This is a genomic window from Acinetobacter sp. (assembly GCF_049284435.1).
Lineage (GTDB): Bacteria > Pseudomonadota > Gammaproteobacteria > Pseudomonadales > Moraxellaceae > Acinetobacter.
Genome location: NZ_JBAPXX010000140.1, coordinates 21,607 through 47,329 on the forward strand (window position 1 = coordinate 21,607; position 25,723 = coordinate 47,329).

28 protein-coding genes and 1 rRNA gene are annotated in these 25,723 nt (G+C 45.0%); 21 read left to right on the top strand and 8 right to left on the bottom strand.

The genetic code is table 11. From position 1 onward, the window contains the following. Positions 1-17: 17 nt before the first annotated feature. Positions 18-608, bottom strand: coding sequence for a 1,6-anhydro-N-acetylmuramyl-L-alanine amidase AmpD (gene ampD, locus WAK81_RS12245; protein WP_422197135.1), 591 nt, complete (start codon positions 606-608; stop codon positions 18-20). Positions 609-789: 181 nt separating this feature from the next. On the opposite strand from ampD, the gene nadC reads away from it, so the two are divergent. Then, positions 790-1,635, top strand: a complete 846-nt coding sequence (nadC, locus tag WAK81_RS12250; protein ID WP_422197138.1) for a carboxylating nicotinate-nucleotide diphosphorylase — start codon at positions 790-792, stop codon at positions 1,633-1,635. A gap of 101 nt (positions 1,636-1,736) precedes the next feature. Here nadC and WAK81_RS12255 read toward each other — a convergent pair whose 3' ends face one another. Both WAK81_RS12255 and rph read right to left on the bottom strand, forming a co-directional pair. Continuing rightward, positions 1,737-1,934, bottom strand: a complete 198-nt coding sequence (locus WAK81_RS12255) for a hypothetical protein (RefSeq protein WP_422197140.1) — start codon at positions 1,932-1,934, stop codon at positions 1,737-1,739. A 187-nt stretch (positions 1,935-2,121) separates the two neighbouring features. Then, complete coding sequence (gene rph, locus WAK81_RS12260; RefSeq protein WP_004281238.1) at positions 2,122-2,838, bottom strand: ribonuclease PH; 717 nt, start codon at positions 2,836-2,838, stop codon at positions 2,122-2,124. A gap of 210 nt (positions 2,839-3,048) precedes the next feature. On the opposite strand from rph, the gene WAK81_RS12265 reads away from it, so the two are divergent. Then, positions 3,049-3,678, top strand: a complete 630-nt coding sequence (locus WAK81_RS12265; protein WP_422197142.1) for a TetR family transcriptional regulator — start codon at positions 3,049-3,051, stop codon at positions 3,676-3,678. Positions 3,679-3,794: 116 nt separating this feature from the next. Here the strand turns inward: WAK81_RS12265 and WAK81_RS12270 are convergent, their stop codons facing one another. After that, complete coding sequence (locus WAK81_RS12270; protein WP_005094908.1) at positions 3,795-4,409, bottom strand: thiol:disulfide interchange protein DsbA/DsbL; 615 nt, start codon at positions 4,407-4,409, stop codon at positions 3,795-3,797. Between the two features lie 223 nt (positions 4,410-4,632). Between WAK81_RS12270 and ubiG the strand changes: the two genes are divergently transcribed. The 14 genes from ubiG to WAK81_RS12340 all read left to right on the top strand — a co-directional run bounded on the left by ubiG (position 4,633) and on the right by WAK81_RS12340 (position 16,666). Further along, positions 4,633-5,361, top strand: a complete 729-nt coding sequence (ubiG, locus tag WAK81_RS12275; RefSeq protein WP_005108199.1) for a bifunctional 2-polyprenyl-6-hydroxyphenol methylase/3-demethylubiquinol 3-O-methyltransferase UbiG — start codon at positions 4,633-4,635, stop codon at positions 5,359-5,361. After that, positions 5,358-6,047: an HAD family hydrolase gene (locus tag WAK81_RS12280; protein ID WP_422197145.1), complete on the top strand. Its 690-nt coding sequence runs from the start codon at positions 5,358-5,360 to the stop codon at positions 6,045-6,047. Before ubiG ends, WAK81_RS12280 begins: the two co-directional genes overlap by 4 nt. Positions 6,048-6,086: 39 nt before the next feature. Continuing rightward, complete coding sequence (locus tag WAK81_RS12285) at positions 6,087-6,833, top strand: YciK family oxidoreductase (RefSeq protein WP_005094903.1); 747 nt, start codon at positions 6,087-6,089, stop codon at positions 6,831-6,833. 156 nt (positions 6,834-6,989) lie between these two features. Continuing rightward, entirely contained in the window at positions 6,990-7,409 is a 420-nt protein-coding gene (locus WAK81_RS12290; RefSeq protein ID WP_422197147.1) for a hypothetical protein, read from the top strand. 185 nt (positions 7,410-7,594) lie between these two features. Continuing rightward, positions 7,595-7,750 (top strand): hypothetical protein, encoded by a 156-nt coding sequence (locus tag WAK81_RS12295; RefSeq protein ID WP_005105291.1) that lies wholly within the window; start codon positions 7,595-7,597, stop codon positions 7,748-7,750. A gap of 315 nt (positions 7,751-8,065) precedes the next feature. Then, on the top strand, positions 8,066-8,452 hold the full coding sequence (locus WAK81_RS12300) for an RcnB family protein (RefSeq protein WP_422197149.1): 387 nt from the start codon (positions 8,066-8,068) through the stop codon (positions 8,450-8,452). Between the two features lie 242 nt (positions 8,453-8,694). Next, entirely contained in the window at positions 8,695-9,081 is a 387-nt protein-coding gene (locus WAK81_RS12305; RefSeq protein WP_422197151.1) for an RcnB family protein, read from the top strand. Positions 9,082-9,213: 132 nt separating this feature from the next. Beyond that, positions 9,214-10,557 (top strand): amino-acid N-acetyltransferase, encoded by a 1,344-nt coding sequence (gene argA, locus WAK81_RS12310; protein WP_422197153.1) that lies wholly within the window; start codon positions 9,214-9,216, stop codon positions 10,555-10,557. Between the two features lie 333 nt (positions 10,558-10,890). Then, positions 10,891-11,847: a sulfonate ABC transporter substrate-binding protein gene (locus WAK81_RS12315; protein ID WP_422197155.1), complete on the top strand. Its 957-nt coding sequence runs from the start codon at positions 10,891-10,893 to the stop codon at positions 11,845-11,847. Between the two features lie 24 nt (positions 11,848-11,871). Next, the gene (locus tag WAK81_RS12320; protein WP_422197157.1) at positions 11,872-12,867 is read left to right on the top strand and encodes an aliphatic sulfonate ABC transporter substrate-binding protein; all 996 of its coding nucleotides are present in this window, start codon (positions 11,872-11,874) and stop codon (positions 12,865-12,867) included. Positions 12,868-12,903: 36 nt separating this feature from the next. Beyond that, complete coding sequence (gene ssuD / locus WAK81_RS12325; RefSeq protein WP_422197159.1) at positions 12,904-14,079, top strand: FMNH2-dependent alkanesulfonate monooxygenase; 1,176 nt, start codon at positions 12,904-12,906, stop codon at positions 14,077-14,079. Beyond that, the gene (gene ssuC, locus WAK81_RS12330; RefSeq protein ID WP_422197161.1) at positions 14,079-14,894 is read left to right on the top strand and encodes an aliphatic sulfonate ABC transporter permease SsuC; all 816 of its coding nucleotides are present in this window, start codon (positions 14,079-14,081) and stop codon (positions 14,892-14,894) included. The genes ssuD and ssuC overlap by 1 nt, the downstream gene beginning before the upstream one ends. Before the next feature lie 21 nt (positions 14,895-14,915). Next, positions 14,916-15,722: an ABC transporter ATP-binding protein gene (locus tag WAK81_RS12335; protein WP_422197163.1), complete on the top strand. Its 807-nt coding sequence runs from the start codon at positions 14,916-14,918 to the stop codon at positions 15,720-15,722. 323 nt (positions 15,723-16,045) lie between these two features. Then, complete coding sequence (locus tag WAK81_RS12340) at positions 16,046-16,666, top strand: TetR family transcriptional regulator C-terminal domain-containing protein (RefSeq protein ID WP_004281222.1); 621 nt, start codon at positions 16,046-16,048, stop codon at positions 16,664-16,666. 66 nt (positions 16,667-16,732) lie between these two features. Here WAK81_RS12340 and WAK81_RS12345 read toward each other — a convergent pair whose 3' ends face one another. After that, positions 16,733-17,296, bottom strand: a complete 564-nt coding sequence (locus WAK81_RS12345) for a 5'-nucleosidase (RefSeq protein WP_422197165.1) — start codon at positions 17,294-17,296, stop codon at positions 16,733-16,735. Between the two features lie 231 nt (positions 17,297-17,527). Here WAK81_RS12345 and ribF point away from each other — a divergent pair, with 231 nt between their 5' ends. From ribF to WAK81_RS12370, 5 genes are all read left to right on the top strand, one after another. Beyond that, positions 17,528-18,529, top strand: coding sequence for a bifunctional riboflavin kinase/FAD synthetase (ribF, locus tag WAK81_RS12350; protein ID WP_422197167.1), 1,002 nt, complete (start codon positions 17,528-17,530; stop codon positions 18,527-18,529). Between the two features lie 64 nt (positions 18,530-18,593). After that, complete coding sequence (ileS, locus tag WAK81_RS12355; protein ID WP_422197169.1) at positions 18,594-21,440, top strand: isoleucine--tRNA ligase; 2,847 nt, start codon at positions 18,594-18,596, stop codon at positions 21,438-21,440. Then, a complete protein-coding gene (lspA, locus tag WAK81_RS12360; protein WP_422197171.1) occupies positions 21,433-21,972 on the top strand; it encodes a signal peptidase II in 540 nt (179 codons plus the stop codon). Before ileS ends, lspA begins: the two co-directional genes overlap by 8 nt. Further along, positions 21,965-22,447 (top strand): FKBP-type peptidyl-prolyl cis-trans isomerase, encoded by a 483-nt coding sequence (locus WAK81_RS12365; RefSeq protein ID WP_004281217.1) that lies wholly within the window; start codon positions 21,965-21,967, stop codon positions 22,445-22,447. Before lspA ends, WAK81_RS12365 begins: the two co-directional genes overlap by 8 nt. A gap of 136 nt (positions 22,448-22,583) precedes the next feature. Beyond that, complete coding sequence (locus WAK81_RS12370) at positions 22,584-23,126, top strand: NADPH-dependent FMN reductase (protein ID WP_422197174.1); 543 nt, start codon at positions 22,584-22,586, stop codon at positions 23,124-23,126. 270 nt (positions 23,127-23,396) lie between these two features. Here the strand turns inward: WAK81_RS12370 and WAK81_RS12375 are convergent, their stop codons facing one another. From WAK81_RS12375 to rrf, 3 genes are all read right to left on the bottom strand, one after another. Further along, positions 23,397-23,792, bottom strand: coding sequence for a tautomerase family protein (locus WAK81_RS12375; protein WP_422197176.1), 396 nt, complete (start codon positions 23,790-23,792; stop codon positions 23,397-23,399). Between the two features lie 460 nt (positions 23,793-24,252). After that, a complete protein-coding gene (locus WAK81_RS12380; protein ID WP_422197178.1) occupies positions 24,253-25,425 on the bottom strand; it encodes a PQQ-dependent sugar dehydrogenase in 1,173 nt (390 codons plus the stop codon). Positions 25,426-25,616: 191 nt separating this feature from the next. Further along, positions 25,617-25,723 (bottom strand): 5S ribosomal RNA (rrf, locus tag WAK81_RS12385); the annotation flags it as partial.

Below are 25,723 nucleotides of genomic sequence, written 5' to 3' on the forward strand. Positions count from 1 at the left end.
AAGTTCATTGCTTAATTTCATCGCTCAAGCGAGCTTGAGGTGTTTTTATAATGCTGTAACTGTGTACGAAAATCAGCCCAGTTAAAATACGGTCCCGGATCGGTCTTACGGCCCGGTGCAATATCCGAATGCCCGGCAATATGCTGCTGAATCTTAGAATAATGCTGTTGCAGACAGGCCGTGACTTTCACCAAGGCCTGATATTGTTCAACTGCAAAAGGCAAGTCATCACTGCCTTCCAGCTCGATCCCGATCGAATAATCGTTACATTCTTTTTTGCCAAAATAGTTCGAGCGGCCGGCATGCCAGGCACGGTCATTAAAGTTAACGAATTGCAGTACTTCACCCGTTCTTAAAATCAGCAAATGGGTCGATACCTGCATCCCTTTAATCTTTTGAAAATAAGGATGTACGGACCAGTCCAGCTGATTCTGAAAAAACTGTTCAATATAACCGCCGCCAAACTGTGAAGGTGGCAGGCTGATATTGTGAATCACCAGCAATTGAATCTCAGACTGTTCTGGCCGCTGATTAAAATTGGGAGACGGGATTTGACGTGCACCAATTAGTTGCCCGTCCTTGACCTGAAACTCAGCTGCCTGTTGCATAAAACCGTTCTCCCAAAAATAAAATCTGCAAGATCAGCATTGCAGCCGGCTTCATGCTAAAACTTTCAAGGACAAATCTCAATTCATCCCGGCAAACTGGATGAAAAATCGCTCATCTTTTATGTAACGGTGCTAAGATAAGGCGCAATTTTCACGGCTTAAAAAAGATACGGAAATACTCATGCGCATATCTCAGGCTTTACTAGACCAGTCAATTCAGATCAATATTCAACAGGCACTTTCAGAAGATATCGGTGACGGTGATATTACTGCCCTACTGACCCCTGAAGATGAACAAGCCACTGCTACCATCATTAGCCGTGAAGACATGGTTTTGGCCGGTCAGCCTTGGGTAAATGCCTTGATTCAGGCCTATGATCCGAGCGTTAAAATGACCTGGCTGAAAAATGATGGTGATCACGTTCAAGCCAATGAAGCATTTTTAAAACTGGCGGGATCTGCGCGTAGTTTATTGACCGTGGAGCGCCCTGCGCTAAACTTTGTCCAGACGTTGTCTGCGGTTGCGACTAAAACCGCCCACTATGTCAAAGAGCTGCAAGGTTTAAACACCAAATTATTAGATACTCGTAAAACGCTTCCGGGCCTTCGTATCGCACAAAAATATGCCGTGGCCATTGGCGGTGGTCAGAACCATCGTCTGGGCCTGTTCGATGCCTTTTTGATTAAAGAAAATCATATTATGGCAGCGGGTGGCATTGCCCAGGCGATTGCCAAGGCACATCAGATTGCACCGGGTAAGCCTGTCGAAGTTGAAGTTGAAACCTGGGATGAGCTGAATCAGGCACTCGAAGCCCATGCCGATATCGTGATGCTGGATAATTTCACTCAGCAGCAGATGATCGAAGCGGTGCAACATGTGGCTGGTCGCTGCAAACTGGAAGCCTCAGGCAATATCACCATTGATAATTTACGTGAAGTCGCTAGTACGGGCGTAGATTATATTTCCATGGGTGTACTGACCAAAGATGTTAAAGCCATTGATCTGTCGATGCGTTTCAATGCTTAAGCTTAAATGGGATAGATGACCGCAGAGGGTGCGAAGCACCCTTTTTTTTATTTTTAGAAATTTTTTTTGCGTATATTTTGCTCAATTTTCTATTTTAGACCTTAATCATCATCGTCGTCCCGATTACCTCGGCGATCGCGGTCATCATCGTCACCATCACGGTTGTTATATCTTCCATTATCCTCATCACGATCCTGATTTAACACTGAACGCTCTTCATCTTCACGATTATTACCCCAGTCACAGGCAGTTAACCCAAACACGCCCAGCAATGAAATTGCACAAAGCCACTGTTTCATGTCGCATTCCTCGTTGTGATCTCGCCTGATCCAATATCGATGCAAAACCGGTTCAGATATAGCCGATTCATGTCGGATTTTTGTCAGGAAGTTTTGTAATGCAGTTTTTTGAATAATATAGTTGCAGAGTGAAATTTCAGGCATAAAAAAAACGCATCCGGAGATGCGTTTATTAACATGGAATAGATTACCAGCCTAAAGCTTCTTGCTGTTTTTTCACCAGTTCCTGAATGCCTTTCTCGGCCATTTCCAGCATGGCATTCGATTGTGCACGGGTAAATGGTTTGTCTTCTGCAGTACCTTGAATTTCAATAAATTCACCGGCCTGAGTCATCACCACGTTCAAATCGGTTTGACAGTTTGAATCTTCTTCATAGCAAAGATCCAGTAACACTTCATCTTTAAAAATACCAACAGAAACTGCAGCCACCAAACCTTTTAATGGATCATGTTTGATTTTTTTTCTTTCCAGCAATACGTTCATGGCATCGACCAAAGCCACCGCAGCACCAGTAATCGCTGCAGTACGGGTGCCACCATCAGCCTGAATCACATCACAATCGATAGTAATGGTATTTTCGCCCAGTTTTTTCAGATCGACCATTGAACGCAGGCTACGACCAATCAGACGCTGAATCTCCTGGGTACGGCCACTCTGTTTGCCACGTGCGGCTTCACGGTCGCTACGGGTATGGGTTGAACGTGGTAACATGCCATATTCAGCAGTCACCCAGCCCTGACCCTGACCTTTGAGGAAACGCGGTACAGAACTATCCACACTGGCGGTGCACAGTACTTTGGTATGACCAAATTCAACCAATACAGAGCCTTCCGCATAACGTGTATAGTTACGGGTAATTTTCACTTCACGTAATTGATCTAATGCTCGTTGGTCGATACGCATAATAAGTCCTGTATGGGTTCAAAATAATTGCGGCTCAGTATAGCAGAAGCCTTTGCCAAGATTAGGCAGCCGGGGGATTGATTTACAAAATCAATGCATCAGCTCGCTACGAGATGTCAGAATTCTGCCGATCTGTGGCACTACGATTTAATTTAATTTTTGCTAGACTAAAACTCCCTAGAAGGGAAGCCGCTGATAGGAAACCCATTTATGTCCTTACGTGAAGATCGCAAGCAGCAAAGTCATCAGGCATTACTCGATGCGACACTGGCATTCAGCAGTCAGGGCCGCGCTTTCAGTACGATTAGTCTGCGTGAAGTTGCGAATGCAGTCGGACTGGTACCGACGGCGTTCTATCGGCACTTTCAGGATATGAACCAGCTGGGTCTGGAATTGCTGGATCAGGTTGCGATTCATATCAAGGGTGTACTCAATCAACTGGGACAGGCCTATCTGTATCAGCCGAATACCCGAACCCACACCGGGCTTGAACTCTTTTTTCAGGCCGTCGAATATCATCCTGAATCTTGGATTTTTTTTGTTGCAGAGCGCTGGGGCGGCTCGGACGTATTACGTGCCGGCATTGAACGGGAAATTCATTTTCTGGCTGAAGATGTCATGCATGAACTGGCCAAGATGCAATCCACCCGACATATTCAGGCGCCACAGGACTTGCAGGCTCTGGCACAGATGCTGATTGAACTGTCCCTGAACTGGGCCATGGGCTGGATTAATCTGCAACATCAGGCTGATCCAGAGCTGCGCCGAGCTCAATCCAATGCCTTTAAAACCCAAAGTGTGCTACAGATGCAGCTTTTGCTGCGTGGCATTTTGCACTAGTATCGGCGACCTGCCGAAACAGTGGGCCCTGTGCTCAATGAAGCGGTCACCCCTCCGGCCTAAATAAAAAAACCTGCATAAATGATGCAGGTTTCTTACTGATCTTCAGTTCAGACTTATTTGGCTTTACGCTCTTTTTCGATCAGGTAATTCACCACCTGAATCACTTTGGCATCATTACCCTGCACAATATATTTACCATTCACGGTCACTGCCGGAACACCACTTAACTGATACTGAGCAGCCAGATTTTTGGCTTGGGCAATTTTCGAAGTGATCGGGAAAGATTTATAGGTACTGTTAAATTTCGCTTCAGAAATACCATAGCGGGTATAGAACTTGGCCAATTGCGCCTGTTCTAAAATTGGACGTTGCTTGTCATGAATATCGTGGAATAATTGTAAATGTGCTTTTTGACGCACGCCCAATGCTTCAGACACATAATAAGCACGCGCTGCCTGCTCCCAGAGTGGATTCATCGCAGCAGGCGTACGTACAAAACGTACATCTTTTGGTAATTTTTTCAACCAGCCCTGCATATGGGGTTCAAGCGCGAAACAGTGACCACAGCCGTACCAGAAGAATTCACGTACCTCAATTCTGCCCGGTTTTTCGACTTTGACTGGTTTTGCAACCACCTGATAGTCCTGACCTGCCACAAAATTGGCCATAGCATTGCCTGAAAAGGCCAAAACAGATGCGGCAACAGCGCCTAAAAGGAATTTTTTCATTCGGATTATCGTCCTCTAAATCATTATGTTTAGTGTATGGGTTCACTATAAATCAATTATGCCGATTTCGTTTTCATTCTGTGAACTTTTTTGCTGCTTTTATCGCTTTTTCTGCCAGAAACGCTACACTAAAGCATCGGACTGATTTTCAAGGTTAAATCAGTTTCTCTGGCCATTTGGCCTCTATATTTTTAGCTAATCACAACTGATTGAGGTGACACCGATGTCGCAATTGAATGTTGATCCACAAGAAATTGCCAAGTTTGAAGCATTTGCAGCTATATGGTGGGATCAGCATTCCGAGTTCCGCCCCTTGCACATGATTAATCCACTGCGTTTAAACTGGATTGATGAACATGCCGGTGGCCTGAGTGGCAAAAAAGTGCTGGATGTCGGCTGTGGCGGCGGTATTCTGGCCGAAAGCATGGCGCGTCGCGGTGCCGATGTACTCGGGATTGATATGGGTGCAGCCCCGCTGAATGTGGCACGCATCCATGCCGAACAGGAAGGCGTGAGCAATATTGAATATCGTCAGGTGCCCGTAGAGCAACTGGCAGAGGAACAGGCTGGCCAATATGACATCGTGACCTGCATGGAAATGCTAGAACACGTACCCGATCCGGCATCGATTATTCAGGCCTGTCATAAGCTGGTCAAGCCAGGTGGTCATGTGTTCTTCTCGACCATTAACCGCAATCCGAAATCCTATTTATTTGCCATTATCGGGGCAGAATATGTCTTGCGCATGCTGGCCAAAGGCACCCATGATTACAGCAAATTTATCAAGCCATCCGAACTGGCACATGACATTCGTAACGCGGGTTTGAAGCTCAAAGACATGACCGGTCTGCACTATAATCCGCTGACCAAGCGTTATTGGCTGGCACCGAATGTTGATGTGAACTATATGGTCTATACCGTGAAAGATAGCGCAGCAGAGACCACAGCATGAAAGCCGTTTTATTTGACCTCGATGGTACCCTGATTGATACCGCTGCCGATTTTATCCGGATTATCCAGCAGATGTGCCGTGAAGAAGGCCGTGCACTGGTTGAACCCGAGCTGATTCGCACTCAGGTCTCCGAAGGCGCTCGCGCTATGGTGAAACTGGTCTATCCGGAACTGCAACTGGAAGATCCGGTCTTTCTGCAACATCGTCAGCGCTTTCTGGACATCTATGGCGCAGATATTGCGGTCGATACCGATCTGTTTGATGGCATGTATCCATTACTTGAACAGCTAGAGGAAAATGACATTCCTTGGGGGATTGTGACCAATAAACCGCGCTGGCTCAGCGAGGCTTTACTACAAGCGCTGAACCTGATCGAGCGCTGTGCGGTGCTGGTATGTCCGGAAGATGTCACTCGGACCAAACCCGATCCTGAACCGATGTATCTGGCAGCCAAGCAACTGAATCTTGCCGCAGAAGACTGTATCTATGTCGGAGATCATCCACGAGATATTGATGCCGGCCGTCATGCCCAGATGCCCACCATTCTGGCTGCTTATGGTTATTTGCCGTTGCAATACAAAGACGATTTAAACGCCTGGCAGGCCGACCATATCGTGCATACTGTGGCAGAATTACATCAATTGATTCAGACACTGGTACTGAAGCAGCATACTGCGGTATCTTGAACGCTTAACACTAAATAATAAGAAATGAGGAGGTAGATAATGAAATATTCAGCATATCAACCTCGCCCCGATCTGCTCAAGGATCGTATCATCCTGATCACAGGTGCGGGCGATGGCATTGGACGTGCAGCAGCAATCAGTTATGCCTTGCATGGCGCAACTGTGGTGCTGCATGGGCGTACCTTAAACAAACTCGAAGTCATTTATGATGAAATTGAAAGTTTGGGTGCGCCGCAACCTGCCATCTTGCCGCTCCAACTGTCGAGTGCTTCAGAACGTGATTATGAGCTTTTGCTCGATACTCTAGACCGTCAGTTTGGTCGTCTGGACGGCATTCTGCACAATGCCGGCATTTTAGGCGAACGGGTTCCCCTAGCGGATTATCCGGTCAATGTCTGGGATGATGTGATGGCGGTCAATCTGCGTGCACCCTTTGTCATGACCCAGGCGCTGCTGCCGCTGTTATCCAAATCTGAACATGCTTCAGTGGTTTTTGCCAGCTCAGGCGTAGGCCGAGAAGCCCGCGAACGCTGGGGTGCCTATTCAGTGTCTAAGATCGCTATTGAAGCGGTAAGCCAGTTATTTGCCAAAGAACAGGTACACCCGAATATCCGTTATAACTGCATCAATCCCGGGGCAACGCGAACTGCTATGCGCGCCAAGGCCTATCCGAATGAAGATCCGAAAACCTTGCCTACCCCCGATTCAATCATGCCGGCTTATCTGTATTTGATGGGTAACGACAGCCTGCATATGAATGGCCAGAGTATTGATGCACAGGATTAAGTCATTCTGTCTATCATTCAGGGAGCAATCGCTCCCTTTTTATTTCTTTTTTAGTCGTATTCAGCGCATAAATCTTGACTAACTTCACTCGGCTTGCATTGAGTTTCACTAAAATAACACCATACTAAGCCCCAATATATTTCACTCGAGTGCATCATGACTGAATTAAACAATATTACGGTGACCCATTTAGACGATGGCATGGTGTCGCTGCTGATTGATCAACAGCCCATTTCAGAAAAATACGGCACCAAGTTTGAAGCCAGTATCGTGGATGACATCAAAGCACTCGAAAATGCTCAGAAACTCAAATTGTTCGAGCAATTTGTATTTTCACATCAGGATCTGAATTTTGAACATGCGTATTATTATGTGACTGGCATTGAAAAATTAGACGATTGTTATCGTCTGGCCAAGCATTTTGTTTATCGCATTAAGATTGAAGGGCAACCAGAAATCGAACATGTCATCAGCAATCAGGGCAAAGCCATGACGGCCGAGGATGTACGTGCCTTTATTCAGACGCATGTGCAGAAATCACTCAACGATTATACTGACCTGAACTACGCTTATTAAAAGTGAAGTCATTGGATAATCTTGGGCACTTTTCGATAAAGTGCCCTTTTTTTTTCTTAAAGTGCTGCAAAAACAATAATAAATCGGTTTTACATATCAAATTTATAAAATTATACGGTTTTCCAAATTAAACTAGTTGGACTATGCTTTCTTGAACCACAGATAGGTCAAATCAGGAGCACAGCATGGCTGACCAAAAACGTAAAATTGAAACAATTCACCGAATTGAACAGTTGCAGTTATCTGAAGCATTGATTGTGGCACTCGATGATGCCCTACAAGCTGAATCAGTGGCTGAAGCGATTCAGTCCTTACAAGGTTTGGCAGAGCAATGGAATTAATCTCGAGATAAACTGGCAAAATTCTTTACCGTTTCATTAAATCATGAACTTTTTTCTTGCTGATTCAATGCTGTTTTTTTGAGCTAAATCATCGATTTTTGCTTGCATGTTGGCCCTTGCTTTGATGAGATAAGGACATAGCTCGGTAAGTCACTTTTTAGGATGGATGCCGTCGCCTAAAGTCATGTAAAAACATGACATCATCATAATATCTCTGCATTTGTTATAAAAATTGTGCCTGTTCTTCACAGTTTCTCTGCAATTTTTCCGTACATTAGGCGCTGTAGAAGATGAACAATTTAATGAGGGTTCAACATGAAAAAGGTTTTGGTGGCACTGGCAATTTCTTGCAGTACATTCATGCTGAGCAATGTCGTCATCGCTGCCCCTCATTTCAATGATGAATCCCGTATGGATTCGCGTCATGGTCATGACAAGAAGAAAGCTCGTGAGTTCCGAGAGGAAGAGCAGCAGGATAACCGCCGTATGCGTGAAGAACGCGGGATGAAACGCCTGCAACAGTTACGCTGGCAGCCGGGTTATGTGATGCCGCAGCATTATCGTGGCAATGGCTATAAAGTTGAATACAAAGACCATCGCCTGCCTCGACCTGACCGCAAGCAGCAGTGGTATAAAGTCAATAATGACTACATTCTGGTGGATTCTGAAAACAACAGCATTATCCGGATCGTGGGTGACTAGTTTATAAGTGCATTCAAATTTAATCTTCTTTAAGGCCCAACGATGTTTGGGCTTTTTTATTTCACTGGCTGAAAATTTTTAACCCAAAATCTTGCTGCTATTCCAGTTATTAGACTGCGTGATTCATCTACTAAATTTCTTCATGAATTTAACAATTTAACTAAATAGCCCTCACGCTTTCTATGTACTTGTTCGCTAATTTAGTCTCATCGAAATTAGATATACATCTTAAGGTGAGAGCCATGAAAAAAGTCTTAACTACAATCGCGTTATCTCTAAGTGCTTTGTTAGCTACTTCTGCAATGGCAGCACCACAGTATGACTCGCGTTATGACCATAATCCGCATAAACCGGTGCCACACTGGAATGCCAAAGATAGCAAGAAATGGAATGACGACCGTCGCTGGAATGATGACCGCCGTCATAACAACCGTATGGTCAATCCAAGCCGTGACTGGCGCGTAGGACAAACTCTACCTCGTCAATATGACAACAACCGTTTTGAAGTCAGTGATCGCGAAGCACGCCGTTTACCAAATACTGGCCGTTTCCAGCAATGGTACAAGGTCAACAATGACTACGTTCTGGTCAATGAGCGTACCAACAAAATTGTACGAATCATTAACTAACCTTTCTCCATTACTGCTCGTCTTGCAGACACCTGAAGTCCCCTTCAGGTGTTTTTTTATATCTGCACTTCCACTTGCGTTTTTTTTCATTAGAATCAAAGCTGGATCTTCAATCATTGAAATGGGCACAGCATGACTTCAGCAGAAACGTCACAAAGCACGACATTACAATATGTGCACTGGTTTCGCCATTCTGCGCCTTATATCAATGCGCACCGTAACAAAACCTTTGTAATCATGTTTGATGGTGAAGCCGTATTAAATGACAACTTTCAGCATATTATTCACGATATTGCCTTATTACATTCTTTGGGCATTCGGCTGATTCTGGTACATGGTGCACGTCCGCAAATTAACCAGAATCTGGCTCAAAGCCAGATTACAACGCCTTTTCACCAGCAGCGTCGGGTGACCACACGTGAATCTTTAAGCTGTGTGATGAATGCCGTCGGCTCAATCCGCCTACAAATTGAAGCACTGCTGTCTATGGGACTGGCCAACTCACCGATGTATGGCGCCCGGATTGATACCGTTTCAGGGAATTTTGTCACCGCCAAGCCGTATGGCATTCGCGACGGTATCGATTTTCAGTTGACCGGTGAAGTGCGCGCGGTTGATACCGATGCGATTCAGCGCCATCTGGACAGTCATAATATTGTGGTGCTTGGCCCAACCGGTTATTCCACCACCGGAGAAGTCTTTAATCTGCTGGCTGAAGAAGTCGCTACCAAAACTGCGATTCGCCTCAAAGCAGATAAACTGATTTTTCTCGGTAAGCAGCATGGTCTGATGGACAGTAACGGCCAGCTCAAACGTGAAGTGACACCGCAACAACTGGATGATTTTATTCCGTTCGAGCAAGATGCACTGGAAAGAGGACTACAGTTAAAAGCCGCACAGGAAGCCTCAATGAACGGCGTACATCGGGTGCATCTGATTTCTTATGCCTATGATGGTGCTCTGCTGGAAGAGCTGTTCACCCGTGATGGTTCCGGCACTTTGGTCACCGATGCGCATTATGAAGAAGTACGGATGGCCGATATTCAAGATGTCGGTGGTCTGATCGGTTTGCTGCGTCCATTGGAAGAAGAAGGTATTCTGGTCTATCGTTCGCGTGAACGTCTGGAAAATGAAATCAACCAGTTTGCCGTGATTGAACGGGACGGCATGATTCTGGCCTGTGCCGCCCTCTATCCGATTCCGACTACGGGTGATGAGTTGCGTTCTGCAGAAATTGCCTGTGTTGCGGTACATCCAAGTTATCGCAAGTCTAATCGGGGCAGCCAGATCCTGCATTATCTAGAAGAGAAAGCCAAAAGCATGCAGATTCAGCAACTGTTTATTTTAACTACCCGTACCGCACACTGGTTTCTGGAACAAGGCTTTGAACCAGCTTCAGTCGATGACCTGCCGGATGCCCGTCAGGCTTTTTATAATTATCAACGTAATTCAATTGTTTGCAAAAAGTCACTTTAAAGTGGCTTTTTCTTTCAGTGCTTTAGCTTAATTTTAGATAAAGATATCTAGCAATCTCGATTTAAATTTTAAAATTCTATTACTCGTTTTTAACTAAACATATCAGCAGATTAGAGTTAAAAAAATAATTATATATTTCAACAATTTGGTTAATTTAAATATTAAATCTTCATTTTTATATAAATCACTTTTCTGCATAAGTTTTGCGCTTTTTTATTTATCTTTTTTCTTCATTAGAAATTCCTGAATAGTTATTTTTTTGAAAAAACAAAAACGATTAGCGTGTGTCTAAGTTTTCATTCACTAGTTTTTCACTTTCGGGAGTTTTGATTCATGCGCCAATCTCATGTTCAGTTTTTAGCAAAGACTGCAGTACTTGGTACTGCGATGGCAGGTGTCATGATGCTTTCAGGCTGCTCGAAAAAAGAAGATACCATTACCCTGAATATCGGTTTCCAAAAATACGGCGTATTACCGGTTTTAAAAGAACGCGGCACGCTAGAAACCATCTTGAAGCAACAAGGGATCAATGTGAAATGGGTAGAATTTCCTGCTGGTCCGCAACTGCTTGAGGGCCTGAATGTTGGCAGTGTCTCTTTTGGTGAAGCCGGTGAAGCACCGCCGATTTTTGCTCAGGCGGCCAACTCAAATCTGGTCTATGTGGCCAATCAGCCGCAAGCGCCTAAAGCCGAAGCCTTAATTGTACCGAAAGATTCACCGATCCAGTCCATTCAGGATCTGAAAGGCAAACGGGTGGCCCTGAACAAAGGTTCAAATGTGCATTACTTACTGTTAAAAGTTCTGGAAGCCAACCAGCTTGGCCTTGATGATATCGAAGTAATTTATTTACCACCTTCCGATGCACGTGCTGCATTTGAACGTGGTGCAGTCGATGCCTGGGTGATCTGGGATCCGTTTTTTGCAGCTGCTGAACATCAGATTGGTGCGCGTGTCATTGCCAGCGGTGAAAATGTGGTGAGCAACCACCAGTTCTATCTGGCAGATCGCAAGTTCGCAGAAAGCCATCCTCAGGTGGTACAGGCGGTTGTCAATGAACTGAACCTGACCACGGACTGGGTCGCAAAAAATCAGGATGCAGCCGCACAGTTACTGCAAAAACCGACAGGTCTGGCCGTCGATGTCTTGAAAACCTCTATTTCACGCATGGGCTTCGGCGTTAAACCTCTCAGCACTGACGTGATTCAAAAACAGCAACAAGTGGCAGATGCCTTTTATGCGCAGCAGCTGATTCCACAAAAGCTGAATATCGATGCAGCAATTATTAAATAACAGCAGAATAATTCGAGAATAAAGATGAGTCATTTAAAAACAGTTTCTTACATCAGTTTAGCATTATTGAGCTTTAGTCTGACCGGCTGCCAGAAACAGGAACCACAACAAACGGCTGCTGCAGAAACCAAAGCAGTACAACAGGTACAAACCATTGCGATTGGCTTTCAGAAATCAGCCTTGAATCTGCTGGTGGCACGCGATGAAAAGCTGTTAGAACAACAATTCCCCAATGCCAAAATTGAATGGAAAGAGTTTCCGGCAGGCCCACAAATGCTAGAAGCGCTGGCAGTCGGTGCAGTTGATTATGGCTATGTGGGGAATACTCCGCCTATTTTTGCACAGGCTGCAGATAAAGCCCTGAGCTATATAGCCTTTGAAAAAGTGGCTGGAAATTCTTTGGCCGTGGTCGTGCCGAAAGACAGTGCCATTCAAAACATTCAACAGTTGAAAGGAAAACGGATCGCGGTTCAGAAAGGGTCAAGTGCCCATGAACTTCTGGCCAAAACCCTGGAAAAAGCCGGCTTAAGCTGGTCAGAGATTCAAGCCGTCTGGCTTCCCCCTGCGGATGCACGTGCTGCTTTTGACAAAAAAGCCATTGATGCCTGGGCAATCTGGGATCCCTTTCTGGGTGCAGCCGAGTTCGACAGTCAGGTTAAGGTGCTGATTGAATCCAGTGATTTCCCCCAAACCTACTCCTTTTATATCGGCAATCCCGAATTTATTCAGAAGCATCCGGATAGCCCCGGGAAGTTTATCCAGGCTTTAAATGCATCTGACCAGTGGATTCTTAAAAACCAGGCTGTAGCTCTAGATATTTATCAGAAAAGTACCGGTCTGAAACCAGAAGTGGCAAAGATTGCATTTGAGCGTCGTCTTAAACCTTCGCCGGTACAACCATTAACTACGGAAGTGATCAAAGCCCAACAAAATATTGCCGATATCTTCCAGCAGGTTCAACTGATTCCCAAAACCATCAGCGTCCAGAAACATATCTGGTCGCCAGCAGCCACACATTGATTAGCAAACAAGATTATTTAATTTAAGGAATATCACATGAAAATTTTCTGGTTTATCCCCACTCATGGCGACAGTCGTTACTTAGGCACCAGCAAGGGCGCACGTGTTGTAGATCATGCCTATATGAAGCAGATTGCCGTTGCGGTAGATAACCTTGGTTATGAAGGTGTCCTGATTCCAACCGGCCGTTCTTGTGAAGATCCATGGTTAACCGCAGCCAGCCTGATTGACGCGACCAAAAAATTAAAATTCCTGGTGGCACTGCGTCCGGGTGTGACGACTCCGGCACTAGCTGCACGAATGGCGGCGACCTTTGACCGTTTGTCCAATGGCCGGGTGCTGCTAAATCTGGTGACTGGCGGTGACGAACAGGAACTAAAAGGTGACGGCGTCTATGAAGATCACAAAACCCGTTATAAAACGGCAAGTGAATACACCACCATCTGGCGTGAAATTTTAAAACGCTCACATACTGGGGAAAGCTTTAGTTTCCATGGCGAACGATTAAGTGTCGATGATGCAAAATTGCTGTATCCACCAATTCAGCAGCCGCATCCGCCTTTATGGTTTGGTGGCTCATCGGATGATGCCATTGAGCTGGCCACGGATCAGGTCGACACTTACCTGACCTGGGGCGAGCCACCGGTAGCAGTCAAAGAGAAAATTGCAGTAGTAAAAGCCAAAGCCGCAGCAAAAGGTCGTGAACTGAATTACGGGATCCGTTTACATGTGATCGTACGTGAAACCAATGAACAGGCCTGGGCGGCGGCTGAAGAACTGATTCAATATGTGGATGATGCCACCATCGCTGCGGCCCAAGCCAAGTTCAAATCCATGGATTCGGTCGGTCAGCGCCGTATGGCAGAACTGCACAATGGCGACCGCAGTAAACTCGAAGTTTCTCCGAACCTGTGGGCAGGCGTAGGGCTGGTTCGTGGTGGTGCAGGAACTGCACTGGTCGGTGATCCGGAAACCGTTGCTGCACGTATTCACGAATATGCCGATCTGGGGATCAGTACCTTTATTTTCTCAGGCTATCCGCATCTGGAAGAATCAATCCGTTTTGCCGAACTGGTATTCCCATTGCTTCCACTGGAAACCCAGCAAAAGCTCACACAACCGAACTTGACCGGTCCATTTGGCGAAATCGTGGCGAATAACTACATACCGGACGAGAACAAGCAGGCTGAGAAAATTAAGGAGTCTGCTTAATGTCAAAAGTCGTTTCAGTTGAAACCCTGACCCCAAAGCAGGTTTCACGTGGAACAATTCTGGGGCAGCATCTGCTGCCCTGGCTCGTTCCAATTTTCTTGATTGCGATTTGGCAGATTGCCTCTGGCACTGGTCTGCTGGAAAGCCGGATTTTGCCTGCACCAAGTGCAGTAATTTTGGCATTCTGGAACTTATTGCTTAGCGGTGAACTGTGGACGCATGTGCAAGTCAGTGCGGGGCGTGCTATTAGTGGCTTACTGGTGGGTGGTGGTTTGGGCCTATTGCTGGGTCTGTTAAATGGTTCATCCAAAACCGCCTCTACCCTGCTCGATACTACCTTACAGATGATCCGCAATATTCCTGCACTGGCACTGATCCCTCTCGTCATCTTATGGTTCGGGATTGATGAATCCGCGAAGCTATTTTTAGTGGCGATTGGGGTATTTTTCCCAATTTATATCAATACTTATCATGGGATTCGTTCGGTCGATCCGCAACTGATCGAAATGGGAAAAAGCTATGGTTTAACTCGCTGGCAGCTTTATAGAGAAATTATTCTGCCGGGTGCGATGCCGTCGATTCTGGTCGGCCTGCGTTTTTCTCTGGGTCTGGTCTGGGTACTGTTAATCGTTGCCGAAACTATTTCTGCCCAGTCTGGTATTGGTTATATGACCATGAATGCACGTGAATTTTTGCAAACTGACGTGGTTTTGGTGGGTATTTTATTGTATGCCCTGCTCGGCAAACTGGCCGATGTTCTGGCCGTGGCCTTAGAGCGATTCCTGCTGCGCTGGCATGCCGGCTATCAAAAATAAAGAATAAATGAGGAGCATGTAATGACTGATCTCAGTTTAGGACGTCATGTTAATGACCCGATTGCACCACTCGAACTACCTATCGCAGATATCAATCCTGCTGCAGTGATCGGTGCCGAAATTATCATTGAACAGCTGCATAAGTTTTATGGTTCGGTCAAGGTTCTGGAAGATCTGGACCTGCATATCCAACCTGGTGAATTTCTGGTAATTGTCGGTCGCAGCGGTTGTGGTAAAAGTACCTTATTGCGCCTGATTGCCGACTTGGAAAAACAGAGCTACGGTGAAATCAGGTTTAAGTCAGCCCGGCATATCCGTGAAGGCATTACTGCCGATGATATCCGGGTGATGTTTCAGGATCCTCGCCTGCTGCCTTGGCGTAACATCGAACAGAATGTGCAGTTAGGCCTTGGCAAAGAGCAGCATGTCAAAGCCTCTCAAATGCTGGAAGAGGTCGGGCTCAAAGAAAAAGCCGGACTGTGGCCTTCCCAGCTTTCCGGAGGACAACGGCAACGTACCGCCTTGGCGAGGGCATTATCGCATCAGCCACGTATTCTGCTGCTGGATGAACCGCTCGGCGCTCTGGATGCCCTGACACGTCTGGAAATGCAGAACCTGATTGAACATCTATGGACCGAGCAAGGCTTTACCGCCATTCTGGTCACGCATGATGTGAGTGAAGCAGTGCAGTTGGCAGACCGGATTATCTTGCTGGACAAAGGCCATATTGCCAAAGAGTTTAGGGTCAATTTGCCACGTCCCCGGCAAAAAAGTGTGAAATTTGCAGAACTGGAACAGCAGGTCTTGCAAGCAGTTTTAGCGACCTGAATATCCAATCCAACCCAAAATCGCGCATGGTTTTGGGTCTTATTTTTATAAAAAATGCTTTTGTCTCAATAAGAAGACATTTTTATCAGAGTCATTTCAGCATTATTCTTCTCTTCCATTGATGAAGAAAAAAGATGAATAAATGAAGTATTTTCAGAAACTTGAATTTTTCTTCTGGTGTAGATGCATTTAGCCTGTTTTAAATATTGATCTAGAGAATAAATCATCATTATTCAAAAAATTAGCCTGTGACTGTGTGCACAAATCTGATGATTTGCCGTACAATTGAGGATTCCCTTTTTCATTGTTTTTTATATTTGCTAATGGAACAAAAAAAGAGTACTCAAAAACGCAATCAGCTGCTAAATGCTGCACTAGACGTATTTTCCCTATATGGTTTTAATGGAGCAAGTCTGGATGAAATCGCACAAATTGCAGAAATGCATAAGTCGAATATTTTCTATTATTATGAGAATAAAGAAGCCCTGTATGTGGAGGTGTTGACCACCGTTCTACAAAAATGGCTGGCGCCTTTACAAACCCTTGAAGCTGAACTTGAGCCTGAAGAAGCGATCACCAATTATTTGATGCAAAAAATTGAAGTGTCACGTACCCAGCCTAAAGCATCCCGTTTATTTGCTTTGGAGGTGATTCAAGGTGCACCGCATATTCTGGAAATTTTAAAAGGTCCGCTGAAAAAACTGGTCAAGCGTAAAGCCAAAGTGATTTCCAACTGGCAGGAGCAAGGCAAGATTTCTGCAGATATTGATCCTGAGTTACTGATTCTGAATATTTGGGCCATCACCCAGAACTATGCAGACTTTGCGACCCAAATGGAAATGGTCACGGGTAAAACCTTGCGTAACCGCAGCATGCAGCAACGCATTATCCAGCATACGGTACACATGATGTTATACGGCGTGATTCCACGTACGGATAAGTAAGCAACTGCTTCTGATTGGCACACGACCATAGCTGCTATGGTCGCCGAGCAAACTTAACTTTCCTGTTTATTTTACCATTTGATATAAATCTAATAATTTTTTCGCACCCAATAACAGATTTTCTTCCCAATCCAGGTGCGCAGTCTCATTGGCTCCATCACTAATGTATTTCACTGAAATCAGCCGAACGCCCAGCTTTTTACAGACTTTTGCCAAGGCATAGCCTTCCATATCGACCAGATTACACGCCACTTTTGAAATACCGGTTTCAAAGCTGTCGCCTGTCCCACAAATCCCTTTCGGCAAATGGTCAAAGAAAGAATCCAGCTCAATGGCACCTGGGAAATGCTGATCCATCGGGGTCATGCCGACCTCAAAGCCAAGGGGTGAAACATCCATATCACGCTGTACAAATTGCGTGACTTCGACCAGTTCATGCGCATTGAAATGCGAACTCCCCGCGCTTCCCAAATTCAGCAAGGTACTGCAACCGGTGTTCTGAATCACCTCAAAGGCTTTAAAGGCCGCGTTGATTTTACCAATCCCGCTGTAATGCACCTGAATACCTGCTTCTTCAAACAAGCCTTTGGATTCATTGGGTAGAGCCATGATGAGCGCCAGATCGGACATTCGAAACACCTGATATCAAGAAAAACCCTGACATTAGAAAACAAAACCGGCTGAATGAAAAGCACCAGTGCCCTGATCAGACATGATCAATGTCTACAAAAACAAAACTGCTCAATTCTAAGGAAGATGAATTTTCAAGAAAAATATTGCATAAAAACACAACAGCAAGACGAAAGCGCGAGATTATGGCAATATATAGCTTCTCGATATTTCTAAGCACTTGATTTGCCCATGCAGCTGCTCCGTCTAAATGCTTTAGCCTCTCATTCTGAATTACCCAAAACTGCCGTGACGATCGGTAATTTTGACGGCGTGCATTTAGGTCATCAGGCGATGATCCGTCAGCTGCAACAGGTGGCTGAAGCACAAGGTTTAAAATCTATAGTGATGATTTTCGAGCCGCAACCACTTGAATACTTTCAGGGTTATGATGCCCCACCGCGTATTTCATCCTTGCGTGAGAAAGTCGAATACCTGACTGAGCTGGGTGTGGACTATATCGCGGTGGCGAAATTTGACCATACTTTTCGCAGCCTGACTGCAGAAGCCTTTGCCGACATTTTAAAAGAAAAACTGAATGCCCGGCATCTGGTCTTAGGCGATGATTTTCACTTTGGTAAAAACCGTCAGGGCAACAGCGAATTCCTGCGCAATTACGGCTTTGAAGTGACCAATTTAAATACCATTGCTCTAGATGGTGAACGCGTCAGTTCCACCCGGATTCGCCAGACCTTGCAAGCCGGTGATTTAGCCTTGGCCGCACAATTGCTGGGTCGTCCCTATAGCATTACCGGGCGAGTGCAATATGGTGATCAGATTGGTCGAACCATTGATTTCCCCACCATTAATGTACGGCTTAACCGTCATAAGCCCTGCCTCAAGGGAATTTATGGGGTTGAAGTCATTTGCGAAACCCAATCCTTAAAAGACAAAGTAAAAGCCAATTCTGCAGCGCAAACAGGCATTGCAGGTTATGACCCGACTGCCCTGTTTGGGGCGGGTCATGTCGGCACACGTCCAGCCATCAAACAAGCACACCCAGAGTGGCGATTAGAAGTACATTTTCCAGATGTTTCTGCTAATCTGTATGGCCTGTTGATGCGGGTGACGTTCTTAAACTATTTACATGGCGAAAAGGACTATCCTTCGCTTGAAGCGCTAAAAGCCGGAATTGATGATGATGTCGAGAAACTGCTTGAGTTTCGTCGAAATCACCCCACATTTCCCTTTTAATATCCCATATTTTTATTGTAAAACGTGTCAGTGACATAACTGATTAGATTGGAAGACGACTTGCATGAGCGATAAGCAAACTCCTGAAAATGCAGTGGACTATAAAGCCACGCTAAACCTCCCAGGTACTGACTTTGCAATGAAAGCAAATTTGGCAGTACGTGAAGCGAAATGGTTAGAAGAGTGGTATGCCGACAACATTTATCAGCAGATTCGTGAATCGCGTATTGGCAAGAAAAAATACGTGCTTCATGACGGCCCTCCTTATGCGAATGGTCAAATCCATTTGGGCCATGCAGTCAACAAAGTACTCAAAGACATCATCATCAAAAGCCGTGTAATGGATGGTTTTGATGCGCCATATGTACCGGGCTGGGACTGTCACGGTTTGCCAATTGAACTCAAAGTCGAAGAAAAAGTTGGTAAAGTCGGCGTGAAAGTGGATGCATCTACCTTCCGTAAAGCCTGCCGTGAATATGCCTACACCCAAGTTGAGCTTCAAAAGAAAGACTTCGTACGTATGGGTGTGTTCGGTGATTGGGACAATCCTTACCTAACGATGAACTTCAAACAAGAAGCCGACATCGTACGTTCATTGGGTGCAATCGCGAAAGCAGGTCATATCGAGCCAGGTCTTAAACCAGTCAACTGGTGTCTGGACTGTGGTTCATCATTGGCTGAAGCTGAAGTTGAATATGAAGATAAAAAATCGGATGCAATTGACGTAGGTTTCACCGTTGTTGATTTGGCAGACCTGTCTGCACGTCTAGGTGTTGAAGTTACTGATCGCACGGATATCGTGATCTGGACCACCACGCCTTGGACCATGCCTGCCAACCAGGCGGTTGCACTGCATGCTGAGCTTGAATACCAACTGGTGAAAGCAACAGCGGAAGATAAAGCGCCACAAAACTTTATCTTGGCGAAATCATTGGTTGAGTCTGCGACTCAGCGTTATGGCTTTACTGCATTTGAAGTGCTTGCTGAATTCACAGGTGCAAAACTTGAAAAATTAATCCTACAACATCCTTTAATTGCTGAGCGCCAAGTGCCAGTGATTTTGGGTGAGCACGTCACCGATGCTAGCGGTACAGGCGCAGTACATACAGCACCGGGCCACGGTGTGGACGACTATAAAGTTGGTTTACAGTACAACTTGAAAGTGGAAAACCCAGTCGGCGGTAATGGTGTGTATTTACCGACTTCACCGATCTTCCCGGGCGAGCACATCTACAAAGCCAATCCAAAAATTATTGCAGCATTAACTGAAGCGACCAAGCTTTGGGCACATGTGGTGATCAAGCATAGCTACCCGCATTGCTGGCGCCATAAAACCCCGATTATCTTCCGTGCGACGCCACAATGGTTCATCAGCATGGATGCCAAAGGTCTGCGTCAAAATGCACTGAATGCGATTGAAAATGATATCCAATTCGTGCCGGATTGGGGTAAAAACCGTATCCAGGCGATGATCGAGGGTCGTCCGGACTGGTGTATCTCACGTCAACGTACTTGGGGCGTGCCAATTCCATTCTTCGTGCATAAAGACACCAATGAATTACACCCGCGTACGCCTGAACTGATTGAAGAAGTGGCAAAACTGATCGAACAGGAAGGTATTGATGGCTGGTACAACCGTGATGCATCTGAGTTTATCGGTGCGGACGCTGAGCAATATAATGCAGTTCGTGACACTTTAGATGTTTGGTTTGACTCTGGTACAACACACTATGCCGTACTGCGTGAACGTGAAGAACTGACTGATCCTGCTGATTTATATCTGGAAGGTTCAGACCAGCACCGTGGCTGGTTCCAGTCGTCATTACTGACCTCGATTGCGATCAATGAGCGCGCACCGTATAAAGGCTTGTTGACGCACGGTTTCGTGGTCGATGAAAAAGGCCGCAAGATGTCCAAGTCGATCGGTAACGTGATCACGCCACAAGACATCATTAAAGACATGGGTGCGGATGGTCTACGTTTCTGGATCGCCTCTGCGGATTACCGTTATGAAATGACTGCTGGTAAAGAAATCTTTAGCCGTGCGTCTGACGGTTACCGTCGTATTCGTAACACGCTTCGTTTCTTACTTGCCAACTTAAATGGCTTCAAACCTTCGACAGACGCATTGCCAGTGGATCAATTGATCGCGCTTGATCAATACATCTTGCAACGTGCATCTGAAGTGCAAGAAACCATTAAGAAAGCATACGAAGATATGAACTTCCATATCGTAACCACTGCTTTAACGAATTTCTGTATCAACGACTTAGGTGGTTTCTACTTAGACATCATCAAAGACCGTCAGTACACCACGAAAGCGGATTCGCAAGCACGTCATTCTGCACAAACTGCGTTGTATCACTTGGTACAAGCCTTTGTACGTTGGATGTCACCAATCTTGAGCTTCACTGCACAAGAAGCTTGGCCGTTAATCCCTGAGCAATCAGAGAAATACGTATTCACGACTGAATGGTATGATATTCCTGTAGCTTCAACTGCAAATGTGGTGTCTGAAGCGGAATGGCAAACGCTAATTGCTGTGAAATCTGCAGTAAACAAATTCATTGAAACTGCACGTACAGCAAAAACTGTCGGTTCTAACTTGTCTGCCAAAGTTGAACTTTGGGCAAATGCTGAATTAAAAGCAGTGCTAGATAAGTTAAGTGATGAGCTTCGTTTCGTACTGATCACATCACAAGTGATCGTGAATGCGTTTGATGCGGCACAAGGTGAAGCGTCTGATCTTGAAGGCTTGAATGTGAAAGTTTCAGCAGCTGATGGCGAAAAATGCGTACGTTGCTGGCATGTATTACCAGATGTAAATACACATTCTGCACATCCTGGTCTATGCGGTCGTTGTATTATCAACCTTCCTACAGGCCAAGGCGAAGAGAGAAAATATGCCTAATACCCACACCAAAAAGGGCTTATTCCAGTTCTATCCACATAATTTATGGTGGATTGGGCTGGCCATTCTGGCGATCATTCTGGATCAATGGACCAAATGGATTGCAGTGACAAATCTGAACTATGCAGATCCTGTTCCTGTGCTGCCCTTTTTAAATTGGACACTGCTACATAACTATGGCGCTGCCTTTAGTTTCCTGTCCGATGCCGGTGGTTGGCAACGCTATTTCTTTACTTCACTGGCAGGTTTAGTGTCTGTGATCTTTGTCTTTTGGCTGATGCGTATGCCAAAAGACATGAAAATCTTACCGCTGGCGATTGCCCTGATTCTGGGTGGTGCCATCGGTAATTTAATCGACCGGGTCAGCCTCGGCTATGTGGTCGATTTTATTCATGTGTATTACCAGAACAGCCACTTCCCTGCGTTCAATATTGCAGACAGTGCCATTACTGTGGGCACTATTCTGATGCTGATTGATACCTTTTTCTTAGAAAAACATCGAATTCAACGGGCGAAAGCACAACATGACTGATTTTATTCATCCTAACGAAGAAACGCGGGTTGCAGACGGTTCTAAAGTCGAGCTGCACTTTTCTGTTGCTATCGAAAATGGCGTGGAAATTGACAATACCCGTAGCCGTGAAGAACCGGTCAGCCTGGTGATTGGCGATGGTAATTTACTGCCTGGTTTTGAAAAAGCACTGTTTGGTTTACGTGCCGGTGACCGTCGTACGGTGAGCCTGCCTCCAGAAGATGCTTTTGGTCCCTGGAATCCGGAAAACATCCAGAAATTTGATACGGTGAAGTTCGGAGAACGTCCGATCGAAGGTCACATGATCGAGTTTGAAGACAAAGCCAAAGCCACCTTGTATGGCGTGGTGAGATCGGTGAATGATGACATTACCGAAGTGGACTTTAACCATCCATTGGCAGGTAAAAATATTACTTTTGAAGTAGAAATCTTTAAAGTAACCCCTGCTGGTCAGCAAGGCATTAAACTGATGTAAAGCATCAGCTAATTGCCTGATTTTAACAAAGCTCCTTCGGGAGCTTTTTTATATTCCGAATACAAATCATGTCTAGTCACCTCTCTGAAATCTGATTAATTTAATTTAATGATAAGACCCGAAGAAAGGATTAAACATGAAAATTTATATTGTAGTAGGCAGTATACGTGAGGGGCGTACTGCACTTAAAGTGGCGCACTGGGTTCTGCAGGAAATTAAAAGCTACGCTTTTAGTACGCTCGAAATTGAAATTGTCGATTTAAAAGAGTGGGATCTGCCACTTTTTAGCGGTGCTCATCCCCCATTAACCGGGATTTATGATCAGCCCAAACAGCAAGACTGGGCAGACAAGATTGCGCTGGGCGATGCCTTTATTTTTATTAGCCCTGAATATAATCATGGCTATAGCCCTGCCCTGAAAAATGCCCTGGATTATTTGGGCAAAGAATGGCAAGGCAAACCGGCAGCTTATATTGGCTATGGTGCGACCAACGGTTCACGTTCGATTGACCAGATTCGTCAAGTGGGGACTCAACTTGGATTAGTGGATACCAATGCGGTGATTGAAATTCGGGACATTTTTGCACGCAACAAAGATTATTCCTTCCAAGGCAATGAATTTGATAATAAAAACTTAAAAGCTGTGGTGGATAGACTGATTCAATATGTCAGTGCTTAATGACTGGACGACAGTCCTGTACGTTTTAGCCTACATGCAGCGCAGAGTTTAGCCGCTATGCGGTCGTTTTATGCGAGGCTATAGTGAGTACATAGACAGACAGGAAGTCTGCAAAGCGATACCACAACAATAAAAAGCGCCAATCAACAGGACGTTGACAGATTAGACAGGAGTCAGATCTGAGAAGCAAATCCAGAAAAGCCTCGACAGGATGTTGAGGCTTTTTTGTTTTTAAACTTTAAGTTTAACTTGAATACTGATCGGGATGCATCAGACATTAACCTTAAACCCGAGATCAACATCACAGGCGGCTTGCCCTCCCCGTATCCCCCAATTTTCCAATACACTTTCTCTCAGATGAATCAGAATATGATCTGCAGGAATACCGATTTCCCTGAGACTTTTGACCATCTGCTGATACAAATTGCGCTTGGTCTCCAGACTGCGGCCAGCAAAACAGTCAATACTGATCAAGGTAAAATATTCAGGCTGAGCTAAATGACTCATATACTGAAAACGATGCGCTTCATGCACGACCAGACGAATATTACGATCATATTCAGGCAGCTGAAAGGCGGTTTTCACACAATGAAATACGTTGTTGAGCAATTGTTCCTCAACTGCTTGAGGATATTGTTGCCGAACTTCAATTTGAATCGTAGGCATAAGAGTTTCCTTTTTATTATTTTATCGACGTTTTTATTTATATCAGTTGATACATATCAAAAGAGTAGTCTCTCACTAAAATACAGCAAAATCATCACCGCAGTTTATGATTTGGTCAGATGATCATTTTGAAACAGTATTTTTAAAATTATCTTTTTAAAATTCGACTGTCGGCTTTGACCTACAATCCATGCAGTTAAACTGCCCTATTGCGCTGTATCGCTTCAGGCTATATTCAGATCATACCAAGACAGGAAGTCTTGTAAGAAAAATAAAAAAATTCACATAGCAGGATGCTGATCGGTATAATAGATATATACCTTTAACAGAATATGAAAAGGCCTTCACAGGATGTAGAGGCCTTTTTCTTTCATGTCAGCATCCGCTTAAAAATCCTTTTATCCAGATGGTCAGCTTATTCAATATTTCATGTTCAGATAAGCATCCTAAAAGCAGATGATTAAGGTACCGTCATTTTTAACAGAGCTGCTTGCGGACCATCTTGAATCACCCACAGTGAACCATCCTGTACCTGAGCAACCCCGCGAATCCGCTCTTTCATATCCAGACGCTGAACTTCTTTCACTGGAGTCTGGTTCGTATCCACAATCACAATCGCCTTGGAAGACAGACCGGTCGCAATCGCTTTATTTTTCCATTTTGGGAAGACATTAGCAGTATAAAACATTAAATCTGAAGGAGAAATTACCGGAGTCCAATCCAGTGCCGGGGCCTCAAATTCAGGTCGGGTACTGTGGTCAGGAATGGGCTTGCCGTCATAATGATCGCCATTGGATACCAGTGGATAACCATAATTTTTAGCTTTGACAATCTTGTTCAGTTCATCGCCGCCTTTCGGTCCCATTTCGATCACCCAAAGCTGCCCTTTCGGATCAAAAGCCATGCCTAGAGGATTACGATGTCCAAGACTCCAGACCTGCTGGGCAATTTTACCCTGAGTCATAAATGGATTATCGGCAGGGATTGAGCCATCATCATTCAGGCGAATAATTTTACCGGCATTAGATTGCATGTCCTGTGCAGGGTTGAATTGCTGACGTTCTCCTGAACTGATCCATAACTTACCATCCGGCCCAAATACAATCCGATGGGCATAATGCCCCTGACCAGAAAATTTCGGCACTTGCGTCCAGATCCGTTCAATTTGTGTCAATTGAGGGGTGGCTTGATTTAAGTCCAGTTTGCCACGGATCACCACTGCACCATATCCGCCTTGGCCTTGTTCAGCATAGCTCAGATATACCCACCGATTCTTTGCAAAATCTGGATGCAAGGCCACTTCACCTAAACCACCCTGGCCTCCATATGCGACTTGAGGTATGCCTTTAACTTCAATTTTTTTCTTGGTTTTTGGATCAAAGAGCTGCAATTTTCCTTTGCGCTCAGTAATCAATAGTCGGCCATCATTTAAAGTAGTAATCGCCCACGGCTCATTAAATTGAGCAACCTGTTCAGTCTTATATTTTTGCAAGTTAGAAGAGACTGGATCGGATTTGGCAGCTGATGTAGATGCATCTTGAATACTTCTAGAAGATGAATTTTCTGCATGACAGGCAGTAAATGCTAAAGCACAACAACTGAGTAGAATTTTTATTTTAAATTGCGACAACATTATCTTCTCCCTACTGATTTATTGTTCAAATTAACATCAAGATACAGAATTTCTAATATAAATTCAGCAGAGAAAGGTAAATAGATACATTTTAAAAGCTATAAAACGAGTTAATTTTGAAGTTTTATTTATCATTTTTTCGCATAAAAAAATCCCCCTCTGCCTATGCGGAGGGGGTATTTCGAATAATGAGCTGGCGATGACTTACTCTCACATGGGTAATCCCACACTACCATCAGCGCTAAGAGGTTTCACTTCTGAGTTCGGGAAGGGATCAGGTGGTTCACTCTTGCTATGG